Below are 14,534 nucleotides of genomic sequence, written 5' to 3'. Positions count from 1 at the left end.
CAAAAATAAACACTGGTTTTCATAATCTGAAAATTTTATTAATAAGTAAAATAAATACAATAATACATGATGATTATTTCTAGTGTATAAAGTAATGATATGCGAGATTCAGTATTTGTATTATCTTGACTGCATAAAATAACTTCTCGATCAATAAATTCATTTATCATTTTTTGATGTTCATTCATTGTTAAAACAACAAGTTTAACTTTCTTTTCAAGAAGAATTTGTATAACTTCATTATGACGATAAAAATAGCCACCTTCAACACTTAAAATAATAACAGTACTACCTTCTTTTAAATCATGTGCACTTTCTAACTGTTCTTCATTAGAAATAGCTACAGAAATATACTTATTCATTAAAGCAAAACGATTTTGTACATGTTGAGCTAGTAAAGTTGAAAACTCTAATCCAAGAATTAAAACGTCATCACTATCGTGTATATAAGAACAAATACGATCTAATTGTTCAAAATCAAGATGATCATAAGAAAATTGAATATTATTTATTACACGATTTGTATAATGCTGAAGAATTTCCTTAACATCATTTTTATTTGCTTTTATCACTTTAGGAGAATAATCAGTTTTTGAAATATCCAATGTATTCAAACAGGCGTTTTTAAATTCTTGAAAAGAATGAAATCCAATAAGTTTAACAAAACGTGAAATTGATGCTGGTGAAACATAGCATAAATCTGATATTTCATTAATTGTTTTTTTAGGAATCTCACTATAATGTGTTAAAAGAGCTAGTGCTATATCATAATTTGTATCTTTTTTATATTGACCATTAACATATCTTAATAATATTGATAATACTGAATTTGTATCCATAACTACTCCTCTATATCATATGATGATATTATTTTAACACATTTTTTTATTTTTATAAATTTTCTGCTAATAATTCTACTAAATGAATCGTTCTATACCACCTATTTTAAGTCCTTTTTCACAACCATTACAATAAACTAATATATTATTTTTATAATGTTTGACCCATTCTTTCATTTTCTTTTCTTGAATATTTTGTGGTAAAAGTTCAATATAGTGTTCTTTTAATCTTTGCATTGTTTGAGGTGCAATTTTGAACAAGTATATCTCCTTCCTTTAAAAAATCATCTTTACTTCGACAACACTTATCAATAATAGCGCCTTGTTCTTGCATATATTTTGTAATTTTATGAATAGCTTGTTCATGATTTTTTCTTACATCATAACCTCCTTCATATTGATTAGCAGCACTTGTTCCACCCCATAAAAAATCTTTATTCATCTTTTAACTTCCTCGTTTTTTTATTTTATATATTACTTTAATATATTAAAAGAACGGTTATAAACTATGGTATAAGATTTCGGTTTTTATTTAAAATAACAAAAAAAAGCGAAATTTAAGTTCGCTTTTAATCCAATTCATTAATAATGAAAGATTTTCTTCATACATCCTTTGCTTCATACATAGACTTATCTCCTAAACGAATTAATTCTGTATAATCTGCATCCTTACCTTTCATAATAGCAATACATATACTGCAAGATACTGAGATAGTTTGTTGACTATTATTATCATAAAAACCACTTTTTAATAATTGAAGAAGTCTATTCATCTCTTTTTACCAACAAAACAAAAAATAAATTCATCTCCACCAACACGCCCTATTTTACCTTTAAGTTGTTCTTTTAAAACAGCCGATACAAATTGAAGTACCTTATCTCCAACTTGATGTCCAAAATAAGTATTAAAATCTTTAAAATGATCAATATCTAAAAACCCTAAAGTAATTTGTCCATCTTTTTCTGCTTGAGCTTGCAATATTTTTTGTTTTTCTTGATCTCGATTTTTTTCTTTTTCTATGTAATCTAATAATTCATTAATACTTATAGCAAGTTTACTAAATTCATCTTTTTGATTGATTTCTAATCTAATTGAATAGTCTTGTGTACGTTTGATTTGTTCAAAAGCTTGTATTTCTTTTTGAATAAGAAAAGTTATCTGTTTAGCAAAGAAACTTTGAATCAATATTGCTCCTATAACTAATAAAATAAAGACCAATAAATAATATATTCTAAAAGATTGAATACTTTCTTTTTGTCTTGTATCACCTTCTTATCAAGTATAAAGTTTGCTACTTACTTTTGGGAAGTTAATAAATGTATTGTTTCTAATTTTTGAATAATTGACATGATTTTCACCCCATTTTGGTAATTCTTTGACCTATTTTTAAGTAGATTAGTTCACCTATCATTCCGATACCTACCCCTGATAAAATACCAAATAACATTAAATAGGGTAAATAATAAATAAATACAGAAGAATTAAAGAAACACATAGCAACGAGTAGTTGTCCAATATTATGAAATACACCACCCATAATTGAAATAATAAGATGTGAAAATAGTTTTATTTTATTAAATATAAACATTATGAATAATGATAAAATACCACCTGCTAAACTATAAAGAAACGTATAAAGATTTGTAAAAGCCATAGCTACAATCATAATTCTAAGTAATAAAACAATTAAAGCTTCTTTAAAACCAAAACATAAAAGCAACGTAAGGGTAACAACATTAGCAAGACCTATCTTAGCTCCTGGAATTCCTAGATAAAAAGGAAATAGTGTTTCAATATAACTTAAAACAATTGCAATTGCACAAAACAAAGAAAGATAGCATAATTTTCTAATAGACTTTTCCATCTTGTACTTCCTCTTTTCCTTCTTTTATTTCTATTATTAAATGATGTGGTAAACAAACAATTGTTGATCCTTTTTTATCAATTGTTCCTTGTTTAATACATAAATGATCTGGACAAGTAGCTTGTATCATTTTTACTTTTTGATTTTTTATTTGAATTGTATTTTCTTGATCTATTTTTATGATTTGATCTTCATTTAAAGAATAATAACCATATATTTGATTATCTTTTGTTATTTCTATTAATTGACCTTGTTTTCTTGATTTAAAGAAAAACAATCCTTCAATGATTAAAAATAAAATAACAATAACAATCAAATCATTTCTTAATGTTTTATTTTTCATTTTTTCACTCCATGATATAATAAGATAAAGGTGGTCTATATGAAAAAAATACTTATTTCTATCATTATTTTTTCATTTTTATTATGTGGTTGTCAAAAAACAACACCGCTATCTCATAAAGAATTTTGTTTAGATACAATTGTACAAATTACTTTGTATGATTCATCCTCTAAAAATATTTTAAATAACTGTTTCAATTTATGCAAGAAGTATGAACTTGTCTTTTCAGCGAATAATAAAGAAAGTGAACTCTATAAAATCAATCATGCTCATCACAAATTAGATGAACAACCTCTTTCTAAAGAACTTTTTAAAGTCATTAAAGAAGGTCTTTATTATAGTCAACTTTCTCAAGGTGCTTTTGATATAACCATTGGTTCTGTTTCTTCATTATGGAACTTTAAAGAAAATAAACTTCCTGATGATCAGCAAATTAAAACTCATTTAAATGATATATCTTATCAAAATATTATATTAGATAATCAAAAAATACGCTTTTTAAATGAACAAACAATGATAGATTTAGGTGCGATAGCTAAAGGATATATCGCTGATCAAATTAAAAGTTATCTATTAAAAAATAAGGTTAACAGTGCTTTAATTAATTTAGGTGGTAATATTTTATGTGTTGGTCAAAAAAATAATAATCCATTTTCTATAGGCATTACTGATCCTCAAAATACAAATCATTCAATACTTAGTTTAAATATTAATAATTTATCGATTGTAACAAGTGGTACGTATCAAAGATATATTGAAATTAATTCAAAAAAATATCATCATATTTTAAATCCCTCAACTGGATATTGTTATGATAATGATTTATCTTCTGTTACTATTGTATCTAAAAGTTCTTTACAAGGAGATGCTTTAAGTACGGTTTGTTTTGCTTTAGGTAAAGAAAAAGGATTAGCATTACTCAATTCAATAAAAAACGTTTCAGGATGTTTTATTGATGATCATAATCAAATAAGCTATAGTAAAAATTTTAAAAAATATCTTTCAAATTAAAAACTCCTTTTGGGAGTTTTTATTCAATAATCTTTCTAGGACATTTTTCTTTACATTTTCCACAATGAATACATTTTGTATAATCGATATGTGCTAAAAAATCATCTACTGTAATTGCTTGAGTTGGACATACCTTTGTACATAGCATGCATCCAAGACATCCTGCTTTACAATTTTTATTAACAATAGCTCCTTTATCATGACTATTGCATCTAACATGACTATTTGCTTCATAAGGTACCATTTCAATAAGATGTTGTGGGCAAACATCCATACATTTTTGACATGATTTACATTTATCCTGATCTACTTGAGCAATACCATCAATAATATGAATAGCATCAAAAGCACAAGCTTTAACACAACTTCCATACCCAATACAACTAAAACGACACTTTTTATCACCACTACCAGGAACAATGGCGGCACTTAAACAATCATGAATACCATCATATTGATATTGTGTTTGAATTTGATCACAAGTCCCTTTACATTTTACATAAGCTACTAAATGTACATGGTTTTCTACTTCTAGATGCATGATTTCACCTATTTTTTTAGCAACTTCTTCGCCCCCAACAGGACATTGATTGATGGGTGCTTCTTTTTTAGCAATGGCACAAGCAAGTCCATCACATCCTGGATAGCCACAAGCCCCACAATTATTACCTGGAAGAACTGCCCTTATTTTTTCTTCATTTTCATCTACTTTCACTTCAAATTTTATACTTGCTAGCGAAAGTAAAATTCCAATCAGTAAACCTATTATTCCTACAACAAGAATTGAAATAATCATATGCATTCCTCCTAAATTAATCCTGAAAAGCCAATAAAGGCAATTGCCATAAGACCGGCAGTAATTAAAACAATAGGTGAACCTTGAAGTACATGAGGAATATCATTATCAGCAATTCTTTCTCTTATACCAGCTAATATTGTAATAGAAATTGTAAATCCTAAAGCTGTTCCAAATCCAGCAACAACGCTTGTAATAAAATTATAATGATTTTGTACATTTGTTAAAGCAACACCTAAAACTGCACAATTCGTTGTAATCAATGGTAAGTAAACACCTAATGCATTATATAAAGCTGTTGAGTATTTTTTTAAAAACAATTCAACAAGTTGTACTAAAGCAGCAATAATAAGAATAAAAGTTACTGTTTCTAAGTATTCTACATGTAATAAAACAAGTAAACGATATAAAACGTGAGTAACTGCAGAAGCAATCGTAATAACAAAAATAACTGCACCACCCATCGAAAGAGCTGTTTTTGTTTGTTTAGAAACGCCTAAAAATGGACATAATCCTAAAAATTGTGATAAAACAACATTATTAACTAAAGATACACTAATGAGTGTTAGTATAAGTGTTTTCATTTTTTATGATCCTCCTTTAACAAGGATTTATTAATTTGGCATTGACTACCATGACAATGTAAACAATCCCCTCCACATTTTAAAGATGAATTTTGTACATTTGTTGCACTAGGTAGCTTTAATTTATTTTGAATAGCTGTTAATAAAGCTAAGATAAAGAATGCTCCTGGTGCCATTACAAAAATAGTAATTGGTTCAAAGGAAATAGGTAAAGTCATTGAAAATGCTGTTCCAGAACCTAAAATTTCTCTTACTAAACCTATTGAGGTTAATGCGAGAGTAAAACCTAACCCCATTCCTAATCCATCCATTATAGAAAGAAGCGGATTATTTTTAGAAGCAAAAGCTTCTGCTCTTCCTAAAATAATGCAATTAACAACAATTAAAGGAATATAAATACCTAATGTATCATATAATGAAGGAATATATGCTTGAAGTAGTAATTGAACAACTGTTACAAGTGATGCTACAATCACTATATAAGCAGGTATTCTCATACGACTAGGAATTATTTTTCTAAGTAATGAAATAACAAAATTAGACATAATTAAAACAGTCATAGTTGTAAGTCCCATTCCCATACCATTAGTAGCTGAGGTTGTAACCGCAAGAGTTGGGCACATACCAAGCATTAATACAAAGGTAGGATTTTCTTTAATGATTCCATTATATAAAGGTTTTAAATACTTCTTCATATTTTCATCTTCCTTTCAATAAATCATAAAAATCTAAGGCTCCATTGATTCCATTTGTCATTGCTTTAGAAGTAATGGTTGCTCCTGATAAAGAATCTACTTCATCTTCATTTTGTTTACCATTTTTAACGACTTGGAAATGATCTACTTTTTTCCCTACATACTGATTTCTAAACTTTTCATTTTTAGCATTCATTCCAAGTCCTACTGTTTCATCAATTGATAAAATTTCAACTCCTGTAATTTCTTTTTGAAGGTTGATACCAACAATGATTTCAATATCTCCACCAAAACCATCATGATCAACAACTTGAATAATATAGCCTATACTCTCTTTTTGTTTAAAAGATTTTAAAGCTTTTTCAATTGTTATCCCATTTTTACCATAATTATTTTTTAATTGTTTAGCTAATTTATTGATTTCTTTTGAATTAATTTCTTTAAATGATGTTGCTTCTTTCATGACTTCTAAATAAGCATCTTGTTGACTTTGTTGAGCTTGTTTTTCAATAGGGCTTAGAGTAATTTGGTAAACATAACCTAAAACACCACCACATATGACCGTAATAATACATAAAATAAGAATATCTTTTATTATTTTCTTCATTGATAAACACCGCCTTTTAAAGTGAATTTATCAATTAACGGAACAAGTAAATTAGAAATAATAATTGCATAAGAAACACCTTCTGTACTAGTTCCAAAAAAACGAAATAATCCCGTTAAAACACCTAATAAAACTCCATAAATTATTTGTCCTTTTTGATCCATCGGACTTGTTACATAATCAGCAGCCATAAAGAATGCCCCTAAAATAAGTCCTCCTCCACAAAGCTCACAAGCTAAATAGTAAAAATCAAAAGAACAAGGTGAAAATAATAATGTAAAAATAGAAAAAGTTATGATATAAGTCATTGGAATTGTTAATTTAATAACTCCTTTAATAAGTAAATAAACAACTCCTATAAGCAAAGCAACCGTAGAAGTTTCCCCTATTGTTCCAGCAGTATTTCCAATAAACATCCTTATTAAATCAAAGCTTTCTCCATTTTTTAAAATTGCAAGTGGCGTTGATGAAGTCATCCCGTCAAATGCAAAATTTGTCATTCTTCCAGTAAAGGAAATCAATAAAAAACATCTTGCTGCTAAAGCTGGATTCATAAAATTTTGTCCTAAGCCTCCATAAAATTGTTTAACAACAATAATAGCAAAGAGACCACCAATAACAGGAAGCCATAAAGGAACTGTTGATGGTAAATTTAAAGCAAGAATAAGTCCTGTGACAACTGCTGATAGATCTTTGATGGTAATTGTTTTTTTCATAAAACGTTCATATAAATATTCTGCTAAAACACATGTTGTTATCGTTGTTACAATAATCAATAAAGCATTTATTTTAAATTGAATAATTCCAAATAAAGTAGCTGGTATTAAAGCAATAATGACATCTAGCATAATAGAAGATGTTGTAACACGATCTTTAATATGCGGTGAAGCAGAAACATGTAGTAATTGATTCATGAATAACACCTACTTTCTTTTATTAATAGAGACTAAATATTTCATCTTCTTAAATGCCTGTGTCATATTTCTTTTTGCTGGACATGTATAGCTACAACAACCACATTCTATGCATTCCATTCCACCATTTAAAATAAAGGCCTCTGTATCATTTTTTGTTGCTATTTGATAAAGTTTTTGAGGAACTAATAAACTCGGACACACGTCTTTACATCGACCACAACGAATACATGCAGAAGGTTCAAAAAGGGATACTTCATCTTGTACAAGTGCAAGTAAAGAACTTGATGTCTTAGTTACAGGTATATCTAAATGAATAAGGGCACTTCCCATCATTGGACCTCCACAAATAAGTTTTTGAACTTCAGATTTGAAACCTCCTAATTGTTCAACGATCCATTTAAAACTCGTTCCTATAGGAACTTCAATATTGCTAGGTGTTATTCCATCACCCGAAATCGTCATTACTTTAGAAATTAAAGGTTGATTATAACGAACCGCTTGATTAATAGCAATCACTGTTGCTACATTATCAACAATACATCCTACATCTAAAGGAAGCATTTTAGAATTTAATGTCTTTCCTGTTAAAACCTTAACAAGCATTCTTTCTCCACCTTGAGGATATTTTGTTTTTAGTTCTTTCACAGCAATTCTTTTTTCATATTTACACTTTTCTTTTAATAAATGAATAGCCTCTTTTTTATTATCTTCAATGGCAATATAACAAAGAGCTTTTGGAAACATTTCTAATAGAACATGAATTCCTGCTATTAGTTCATCTGTTTTTTCAAGCATCAAGCGATAATCACTTGTAAGATAGGGTTCACATTCCGCACCATTAACAATATAATATTGAACTTGATTTGAATCTTTAACAGATAATTTTACATGTGTAGGAAACCCTGCTCCTCCTAGACCAACTATACCTGCTGCCTTAATTCTTTCAATTTTTTCTTCATAAGTTAATTCTTGTTTATTATTATTATTTTCAACTTTTTGATATAATCCATCATTAGCAATAACAATTGATTCTTGCATTTTCCCACTGACATCCATTCTTTCTTCTATTTTTTTTACTACACCTGAAACTGAAGAAATAATAGGACTTGATACAAATTGATCTGAAGTAGCTATTATTTGTCCTACTTTTACATTATCTTTTATTTTTACAATTGGTTGACAAGGTGCACCAATATGTTGTTTTAAAGGAAATACAACTTCATCACTTGCTTTTATTTTAATAATAGGTAAATCCTTTGTATATTGTTTTTGATCTTTTGGATGTATACCTCCAATAAATGATTTTAAACTCATAACTTCCATCCCCTTTAACCCTATTTTAGTCCTATTATTTTCAAATTGAAAGCGTTTACAACAAGTTAAAAAATTAACTTGTTTTCTTTGAAATATATGAAAATTATGTGATTTTAATCACATTTAAATATAAAAAAAAGATAGCTTTCGCTATCTTAAAAATACTAATTTTGTTCATAAAATTCTTCGTCATCTAACATTGGATAAGTTGTAAGTTGTTGTGCATCTAAATTTACTTTATGCATATTAACTGCTGTAATTTGTCTTCTATTATAAGTTGTGTAATAATAGATTCCTTTTTGACTATTCCAACATGAAGTATAAATTGTAATTTCATATTTACCATCTGCTACTTCACAACATCCTCTTTGTTGTTCAACTGAACCTAAAATATGAAAAAATTGATTAACACTATCTCTTTCATTATCCCTTGATTGTCCGTTCATTTTAGTAAATGCAACACGTACAAAACGTGACATTGAAGATAAATCACCAGGTAAACCAAGTGCTCCCATACCTCTTGAATATGTTTGTAAATCTAATTCTTTAGAAAAAAGATTTTGCGGTTGTTTTGGAGAAAGCGACATGTAATTATTTAAGTTGAATAATTGTTTATCAAATGAAGGATTATTTGCAAGAACTCCTACAGGATTTTCATAAATATTTAATCCTTCTTTTACTGATTCAACTGTTATTGAACCACTTTGATCTGCAATAATCCAATGTAATGAAGCTACAGGTAATTGTTCATTATAAGGAGTATTCACTAAATTCATTGTTTGAATAAGTTTTTTAGCTTCATTTAATGAAGCACATTGACTTAATATCCAAGGAATGAATTCATATTGAGCAACGTTGACTGCTCCTTCTTTAACCTCTTGATAACAAGCATTTCCGACAAAATTTAATCCTGCCATTCCTAAACCTTTTTCATTAACAGCATCATAGTATAATGGATAATCTTCAACTACATGAGCCATACCAATCATGGCATAATGTTCAATATTTTTTAATCCATGTCTATATTGTAAAGGATAGTTTCTCGGCATAATAGCTATTTTTTCACCATAGGAAAATTCATAATCCAAAGTTCTACCCATATAAAAATCTTTTGTTTGATAAGTTGCTGCTGTACACATATAAAATCTCTCCTTCTTTTCATTGTTTTGCTATTATATAGTATAACCCATTTATTTCATCTTTATGAATTAGAAAAGAAAAACACTCCTAAGAGTGTATTTCGAATATTATTTAACTTCAACAAGTTCTAAATAGCTTGTTGCACCTTTAACTCCTGGTGTTCCACCAGTAACTAAGATTTTTTGACCAGGTTTTACACCATTTTCTCTAGCAATAATACTTGCATAATCAATCATTGAAATACGTGAATTTAATGGTTTACAAGGAACAGCTTTAACACCCCAGTTTAAAGCTAATGCTTTTACTGTTTTTATAGATGGAGTTGCTGCTATAATACGAGATTTTGTACGATAACGCGCCATTTTACGAGCAGTAAATCCTGATTCTGTAAAGGCTATAATCGCTGCTACATTAAATTTATAAGCAATTTCAGCAACTGACATACAAATAGCTTCACTTGTATCATCTGGTGCTGTACGAATAGCTTGTCTTTGTAAGCTTTGATAATCCAAAGTTCCTTCTGTTTTTAAAGCAATTTTAGACATCATCATGACTGCTTCTTGAGGATATAATCCACTTGCAGATTCACCAGATAACATAATTGCATCTGTACCATCATAAATCGCATTAGCCACGTCAGATACTTCCGCACGTGTTGGTCTTGGATTTTGTTGCATACTTTCTAACATTTGAGTTGCTGTAATAACAATTTTACCACGTTGTTTACATTTTTTAATAATTGATTTTTGGATAAGTGGTACATCTTCTGCAGGAACTTCAACTCCTAAATCTCCACGAGCAACCATGATACCATCAGCAATATCAAGAATTTCATCAACATTTTCAACACCTTCTTGATTTTCAATCTTAGCTAAAATTTGAATATCATTTCTACCATTTTCAATTAATAATTTTTTGATATCAATAATATCTTGTGCTCTTCGACAGAATGAAGCAGCTACATAATCAAAAGGTTGGCCTGCTCCAAATGTTAAATCTGAAATATCTTTAGGTGATAAATAATCAAATCCTAATTTAATACCTGGAACATTGATTCCACGTTTATTTTTTACTTCTCCATCATTTGCTGCAACACAAACAATATCAGTTCCTTCAATATGATCAACTAATAATTCTACTTGACCATCGTTTACTAAGATATAACCACCAGGTTTAACATCTTTATATAAATCTTTATAAGTGATTGTAAATCTTTCACTTGTACCTTCGATATCTTCTACACAAATAATAGAAGTTTGCCCTTTTTTAAAAGTAGTTTTACCACCAACAAAATCACCTGTACGAATTTCAGGTCCTTTTGTATCTAATAAAATAGCAACATTTGTAGATAATTCTTTATTAATTTCTAATAATGTAGTAATTTTTTCTGCATGTTCTTCATGTGTTCCATGTGAGAAATTTAATCTCATGACATTCATTCCAGCTTTTACTAATTTTGTAAGCATTTCTTTGCTTTCAGATGCTGGTCCTACAGTACATACAATTTTTGTTTTTGACATAATCTCGTTTTTCTTCATAACTTTTGCCTTCCTTTACTCTCTACAATTTTAAGTATAAACCTATTTTTTTACTTTAACAATGGTCAAAAGTAATGTAAGCACATCCACTTGAAAATATTTACTTTAATGTAAATTTGTTACATCTATTTATATGATTTATCAAAAATAAGAAAATATTTTTCTATTAAAAAAACCTTTTAAAGTAAGCTCTAAAAGGTTTAAATATTATTGGTATTCAAAATAATCTTTACTATGATGTACTGCAATTTCTAGAGGTAAAGTTTCTAATAATTCTGGTAATTTTTCTTCAATGATCACTTCTAAATGATGCCCTGGATCTATTAATAAACAATCATGATCTATCGCATATTTAGCATGACGATATTTAGTATCACCTGTAATATAACAATCTACTTGATCAGCAAGAATTTCTAAGTCGTCTGCTGCACTTCCCCCGCAAATAGCAATTGTATGTATCATTTTATTTGTATTTTTACTATATTTTAAATGTTCTATATGAAAAATGTCTTTTACTTTTTCAATGAAATCTTTTCCATTTATAGCTTCATTTAAAATAGCTTTCTTTCCAACTTCATAATGATCATAACAAGTAACATCATGAACACCTAACTTTTGAATCAACCAATCATTCATTGAAATACCATTTTGTCCTCGATCTAAACATGTGTGTAAACTATAAACAACAATATCATGTTTCATGGCTGTTGAAATAAATTTTCCTTGATGTAAAGAAGTATCTAAATTTTTAATCTTTTCTAATAAAAAAGGATGATGTGTAATTAACATTTGACAATTATTTTCAATACAGGCTTGTAATGTTTCATTATCAGCGTTTAAAGCAATATAAACTTTTTTAACTTCCTTTTCTCTACTTCCAATTTGTAGACCACAGCAATCAAAATCCATTTGAAGATTTAAAGGAAAATATTTCTCCAAATGATTCATAATTTCATAAGCTTTCATTAAGTTCACCTTCAATTAATTGTTTTTGTTTTTCTAATTCTAAATATCTCGGATGATTTGATGGCAAATCTTTCATAATCTTTAAATATGTTTGATATTGTTTTTGCCAATAACGAATAAATAATTCATCTTTATTTTTTCTTAAAACTGGACCAAACATCATATCTTCTTGATTATATTGAATATCTTGATTTGTATTTTCTACAACCATCATTTCATAAATATGATGACCATCTTTAATCATCTTTTCATCAACAATTTTAAAATGATTTTTAAATAAATATTTTCTTAGATGATCCGTATTAGCGTTAGGTTGTAAATAGAATTGTTTAACTTTGTTTAAATACGCTTTATTTTTTTCTAATATTTCTACAATTAGAAATGATCCCATTCCAGCAATCGTTACCATATCAACTTCTTTATCAAGAATAGGATCTAATCCATCTCCTAATAATGCTTCTACATTTTCTTCAAAATGATATTGCTTAATAGTAGAAAGTGACGCCGCAAAAGGACCTTTTGCGACATCACAGGCATAAGCTTTATCTATAATATTTTTTTCAACTAAATAACATGGCAAATAAGCATGATCTGTTCCAATATCTGCCAAGATATTTCCTTTTTTATGTTTTTCTACCAAATAAGCAAGTAATTCTAATCTTTTTGATAGTTTCATTAACGATCTAAGAAATCCTTTAATCTTTTAGAACGAGATGGATGTTTTAATTTTCTTAATGCTTTTGCTTCAATTTGACGAATACGTTCACGTGTAACGTTAAATTCACGACCTACTTCTTCAAGAGTTCTTGTTCTACCATCATCTAATCCAAAACGAAGTCTTAAAACTTTTTCTTCACGATCAGTAAGTTCTAATAAAACATCATTTAATTCATCTTTTAATAATTCATTTGCTGCATAATCATTTGGTGACATAGCGCCTTCATCTTCAATAAAATCACCTAAATGAGAATCATTTTCTTCACCAATTGGTGTTTCTAATGAAACGGGTTCTAAAGAGATTTTTTGAATTTCACGTACTTTTTCTGGTGTCATACCATCCATTTTTTCAGCAATTTCTTCAGCAGATGGTTCTCTACCTAATTCTTGAATTAATTGTCTTTGAATACGTGTTAATTTATTGATTGTTTCTACCATGTGTACTGGAATACGAATTGTACGGGCTTGATCGGCAATTGCACGTGTAATTGCTTGTCTAATCCACCAAGTCGCATAAGTAGAGAATTTAAATCCTTTTGTATAATCAAATTTTTCTACTGCTTTAATTAACCCCATGTTTCCTTCTTGGATTAAATCTAAGAATAACATTCCACGTCCAACATATCTTTTAGCGATGGAAACAACTAATCTTAAGTTTGCTGCAGCAAGTTCTTTTTTAGCTTGTTCATCTCCTTCAAGAATTCTTTTAGCTAATTCAATTTCTTGATCATGATTTAATAATTCAACTCGCCCAATTTCTTTAAGATACATTTTTACAGGATCATTAATTTTAACATTACTTCCAAGTTGAGTGCTTTCGCTTTCTTTATCATCATCATGTTCTTGATACATATGTAATGTATCCCCTGTCATCATATCGAAATCACCATCAAAATCTAAATCAGGAGTATCGTCTGCATCATCTATATCAAGGTCTAAATCATCATCCATTGTAGGAACGCCTGCAAGTAACATATCATCATCTACATCTAATGAATCTAAATCATCATCAGAAATGGTAATTTGATTTTGTTGAATATATTCAAGTAATTCTTCTGCGAGTTCATCACTTAAATCATAATTCATTAAATATTCATCAATTTGTTCTTGGGTTAATACATTGTTATTGTTTTTTGCTTCATTTACAACTAATTTTTTTAAATCATCAAATGAAACTGCTTGTACTTTTTTCTTTGCCATAG

General features: G+C 28.4%; 19 protein-coding genes. 1 reads left to right on the top strand and 18 read right to left on the bottom strand.

The genetic code is table 11. The features are described from left to right. Positions 1-38: 38 nt before the first annotated feature. The 7 genes from C7U54_RS07265 to C7U54_RS07245 all read right to left on the bottom strand — a co-directional run bounded on the left by C7U54_RS07265 (position 39) and on the right by C7U54_RS07245 (position 3,047). Positions 39-839, bottom strand: a complete 801-nt coding sequence (locus C7U54_RS07265) for a MurR/RpiR family transcriptional regulator (protein ID WP_107029839.1) — start codon at positions 837-839, stop codon at positions 39-41. Positions 840-917: 78 nt separating this feature from the next. Next, on the bottom strand, positions 918-1,100 hold the full coding sequence (locus C7U54_RS14455) for a hypothetical protein (RefSeq protein WP_117574953.1): 183 nt from the start codon (positions 1,098-1,100) through the stop codon (positions 918-920). After that, positions 1,048-1,281 (bottom strand): hypothetical protein, encoded by a 234-nt coding sequence (locus C7U54_RS07260; RefSeq protein ID WP_107029838.1) that lies wholly within the window; start codon positions 1,279-1,281, stop codon positions 1,048-1,050. Before C7U54_RS07260 ends, C7U54_RS14455 begins: the two co-directional genes overlap by 53 nt. Positions 1,282-1,441: 160 nt before the next feature. Continuing rightward, positions 1,442-1,612, bottom strand: a complete 171-nt coding sequence (locus tag C7U54_RS14575) for a nucleotidyl cyclase domain-containing protein (RefSeq protein ID WP_155522449.1) — start codon at positions 1,610-1,612, stop codon at positions 1,442-1,444. Then, the gene (locus C7U54_RS07255) at positions 1,609-2,025 is read right to left on the bottom strand and encodes a diguanylate cyclase (RefSeq protein ID WP_162297498.1); all 417 of its coding nucleotides are present in this window, start codon (positions 2,023-2,025) and stop codon (positions 1,609-1,611) included. Before C7U54_RS07255 ends, C7U54_RS14575 begins: the two co-directional genes overlap by 4 nt. 169 nt (positions 2,026-2,194) lie before the next feature. Next, on the bottom strand, positions 2,195-2,704 hold the full coding sequence (locus C7U54_RS07250; RefSeq protein ID WP_107029836.1) for a Gx transporter family protein: 510 nt from the start codon (positions 2,702-2,704) through the stop codon (positions 2,195-2,197). After that, on the bottom strand, positions 2,688-3,047 hold the full coding sequence (locus tag C7U54_RS07245) for a NusG domain II-containing protein (protein WP_107029835.1): 360 nt from the start codon (positions 3,045-3,047) through the stop codon (positions 2,688-2,690). Before C7U54_RS07245 ends, C7U54_RS07250 begins: the two co-directional genes overlap by 17 nt. Before the next feature lie 39 nt (positions 3,048-3,086). Here C7U54_RS07245 and C7U54_RS07240 point away from each other — a divergent pair, with 39 nt between their 5' ends. Next, complete coding sequence (locus C7U54_RS07240) at positions 3,087-4,058, top strand: FAD:protein FMN transferase (RefSeq protein WP_022002170.1); 972 nt, start codon at positions 3,087-3,089, stop codon at positions 4,056-4,058. Between the two features lie 19 nt (positions 4,059-4,077). Here C7U54_RS07240 and C7U54_RS07235 read toward each other — a convergent pair whose 3' ends face one another. The 11 genes from C7U54_RS07235 to rpoD all read right to left on the bottom strand — a co-directional run bounded on the left by C7U54_RS07235 (position 4,078) and on the right by rpoD (position 14,532). Continuing rightward, positions 4,078-4,854: an RnfABCDGE type electron transport complex subunit B gene (locus C7U54_RS07235; protein WP_241522585.1), complete on the bottom strand. Its 777-nt coding sequence runs from the start codon at positions 4,852-4,854 to the stop codon at positions 4,078-4,080. A gap of 11 nt (positions 4,855-4,865) precedes the next feature. Next, positions 4,866-5,438: an electron transport complex protein RnfA gene (locus tag C7U54_RS07230; RefSeq protein ID WP_107029833.1), complete on the bottom strand. Its 573-nt coding sequence runs from the start codon at positions 5,436-5,438 to the stop codon at positions 4,866-4,868. Continuing rightward, a complete protein-coding gene (rsxE, locus tag C7U54_RS07225) occupies positions 5,435-6,133 on the bottom strand; it encodes an electron transport complex subunit RsxE (protein ID WP_107029832.1) in 699 nt (232 codons plus the stop codon). Before rsxE ends, C7U54_RS07230 begins: the two co-directional genes overlap by 4 nt. A gap of 4 nt (positions 6,134-6,137) precedes the next feature. Then, positions 6,138-6,740: an RnfABCDGE type electron transport complex subunit G gene (locus tag C7U54_RS07220; RefSeq protein ID WP_107029831.1), complete on the bottom strand. Its 603-nt coding sequence runs from the start codon at positions 6,738-6,740 to the stop codon at positions 6,138-6,140. Then, positions 6,737-7,654, bottom strand: coding sequence for an RnfABCDGE type electron transport complex subunit D (locus C7U54_RS07215; RefSeq protein WP_107029830.1), 918 nt, complete (start codon positions 7,652-7,654; stop codon positions 6,737-6,739). The genes C7U54_RS07220 and C7U54_RS07215 overlap by 4 nt, the downstream gene beginning before the upstream one ends. 9 nt (positions 7,655-7,663) lie before the next feature. After that, on the bottom strand, positions 7,664-8,971 hold the full coding sequence (gene rsxC / locus C7U54_RS07210; RefSeq protein ID WP_107029829.1) for an electron transport complex subunit RsxC: 1,308 nt from the start codon (positions 8,969-8,971) through the stop codon (positions 7,664-7,666). A gap of 164 nt (positions 8,972-9,135) precedes the next feature. After that, entirely contained in the window at positions 9,136-10,110 is a 975-nt protein-coding gene (gene bsh, locus C7U54_RS07205; RefSeq protein ID WP_107029828.1) for a choloylglycine hydrolase, read from the bottom strand. A 108-nt stretch (positions 10,111-10,218) separates the two neighbouring features. Then, complete coding sequence (pyk, locus tag C7U54_RS07200; protein WP_022002178.1) at positions 10,219-11,649, bottom strand: pyruvate kinase; 1,431 nt, start codon at positions 11,647-11,649, stop codon at positions 10,219-10,221. A 207-nt stretch (positions 11,650-11,856) separates the two neighbouring features. Further along, the gene (locus C7U54_RS07195) at positions 11,857-12,615 is read right to left on the bottom strand and encodes a Nif3-like dinuclear metal center hexameric protein (RefSeq protein WP_107029827.1); all 759 of its coding nucleotides are present in this window, start codon (positions 12,613-12,615) and stop codon (positions 11,857-11,859) included. Further along, the gene (locus C7U54_RS07190; protein WP_107029826.1) at positions 12,602-13,291 is read right to left on the bottom strand and encodes a tRNA (adenine(22)-N(1))-methyltransferase; all 690 of its coding nucleotides are present in this window, start codon (positions 13,289-13,291) and stop codon (positions 12,602-12,604) included. The genes C7U54_RS07195 and C7U54_RS07190 overlap by 14 nt, the downstream gene beginning before the upstream one ends. Next, complete coding sequence (rpoD, locus tag C7U54_RS07185; protein ID WP_107029825.1) at positions 13,291-14,532, bottom strand: RNA polymerase sigma factor RpoD; 1,242 nt, start codon at positions 14,530-14,532, stop codon at positions 13,291-13,293. The genes C7U54_RS07190 and rpoD overlap by 1 nt, the downstream gene beginning before the upstream one ends. Positions 14,533-14,534: the final 2 nt, after the last annotated feature.

The sequence above is a fragment of the Faecalibacillus intestinalis genome (genome assembly GCF_003024685.1).
Lineage (GTDB): Bacteria > Bacillota_I > Bacilli_A > Erysipelotrichales > Coprobacillaceae > Faecalibacillus > Faecalibacillus intestinalis.
Note: the sequence above shows the minus strand (reverse complement) of the source record. Positions and strands in the feature narration are given on the sequence as shown.

What these genes read in the sequence shown, in the direction of transcription:
- C7U54_RS07250 (WP_107029836.1), bottom strand. Translation starts at nt 2,704, where the DNA reads ATGGAAAAGTCTATTAGAAAATTATGCTATCTTTCTTTGTTTTGTGCA.
- rsxE (WP_107029832.1), bottom strand. Translation starts at nt 6,133, where the DNA reads ATGAAGAAGTATTTAAAACCTTTATATAATGGAATCATTAAAGAAAAT.
- C7U54_RS07260 (WP_107029838.1), bottom strand. Translation starts at nt 1,281, where the DNA reads ATGAATAAAGATTTTTTATGGGGTGGAACAAGTGCTGCTAATCAATAT.
- rsxC (WP_107029829.1), bottom strand. Translation starts at nt 8,971, where the DNA reads ATGAGTTTAAAATCATTTATTGGAGGTATACATCCAAAAGATCAAAAA.
- rpoD (WP_107029825.1), bottom strand. Translation starts at nt 14,532, where the DNA reads ATGGCAAAGAAAAAAGTACAAGCAGTTTCATTTGATGATTTAAAAAAA.
- C7U54_RS07245 (WP_107029835.1), bottom strand. Translation starts at nt 3,047, where the DNA reads ATGAAAAATAAAACATTAAGAAATGATTTGATTGTTATTGTTATTTTA.
- C7U54_RS07215 (WP_107029830.1), bottom strand. Translation starts at nt 7,654, where the DNA reads ATGAATCAATTACTACATGTTTCTGCTTCACCGCATATTAAAGATCGT.
- C7U54_RS07230 (WP_107029833.1), bottom strand. Translation starts at nt 5,438, where the DNA reads ATGAAAACACTTATACTAACACTCATTAGTGTATCTTTAGTTAATAAT.
- C7U54_RS07220 (WP_107029831.1), bottom strand. Translation starts at nt 6,740, where the DNA reads ATGAAGAAAATAATAAAAGATATTCTTATTTTATGTATTATTACGGTC.
- C7U54_RS07235 (WP_241522585.1), bottom strand. Translation starts at nt 4,854, where the DNA reads ATGATTATTTCAATTCTTGTTGTAGGAATAATAGGTTTACTGATTGGA.
- C7U54_RS07195 (WP_107029827.1), bottom strand. Translation starts at nt 12,615, where the DNA reads ATGAAAGCTTATGAAATTATGAATCATTTGGAGAAATATTTTCCTTTA.
- bsh (WP_107029828.1), bottom strand. Translation starts at nt 10,110, where the DNA reads ATGTGTACAGCAGCAACTTATCAAACAAAAGATTTTTATATGGGTAGA.
- pyk (WP_022002178.1), bottom strand. Translation starts at nt 11,649, where the DNA reads ATGAAGAAAAACGAGATTATGTCAAAAACAAAAATTGTATGTACTGTA.
- C7U54_RS14575 (WP_155522449.1), bottom strand. Translation starts at nt 1,612, where the DNA reads ATGAATAGACTTCTTCAATTATTAAAAAGTGGTTTTTATGATAATAAT.
- C7U54_RS07240 (WP_022002170.1), top strand. Translation starts at nt 3,087, where the DNA reads ATGAAAAAAATACTTATTTCTATCATTATTTTTTCATTTTTATTATGT.
- C7U54_RS07190 (WP_107029826.1), bottom strand. Translation starts at nt 13,291, where the DNA reads ATGAAACTATCAAAAAGATTAGAATTACTTGCTTATTTGGTAGAAAAA.
- C7U54_RS07265 (WP_107029839.1), bottom strand. Translation starts at nt 839, where the DNA reads ATGGATACAAATTCAGTATTATCAATATTATTAAGATATGTTAATGGT.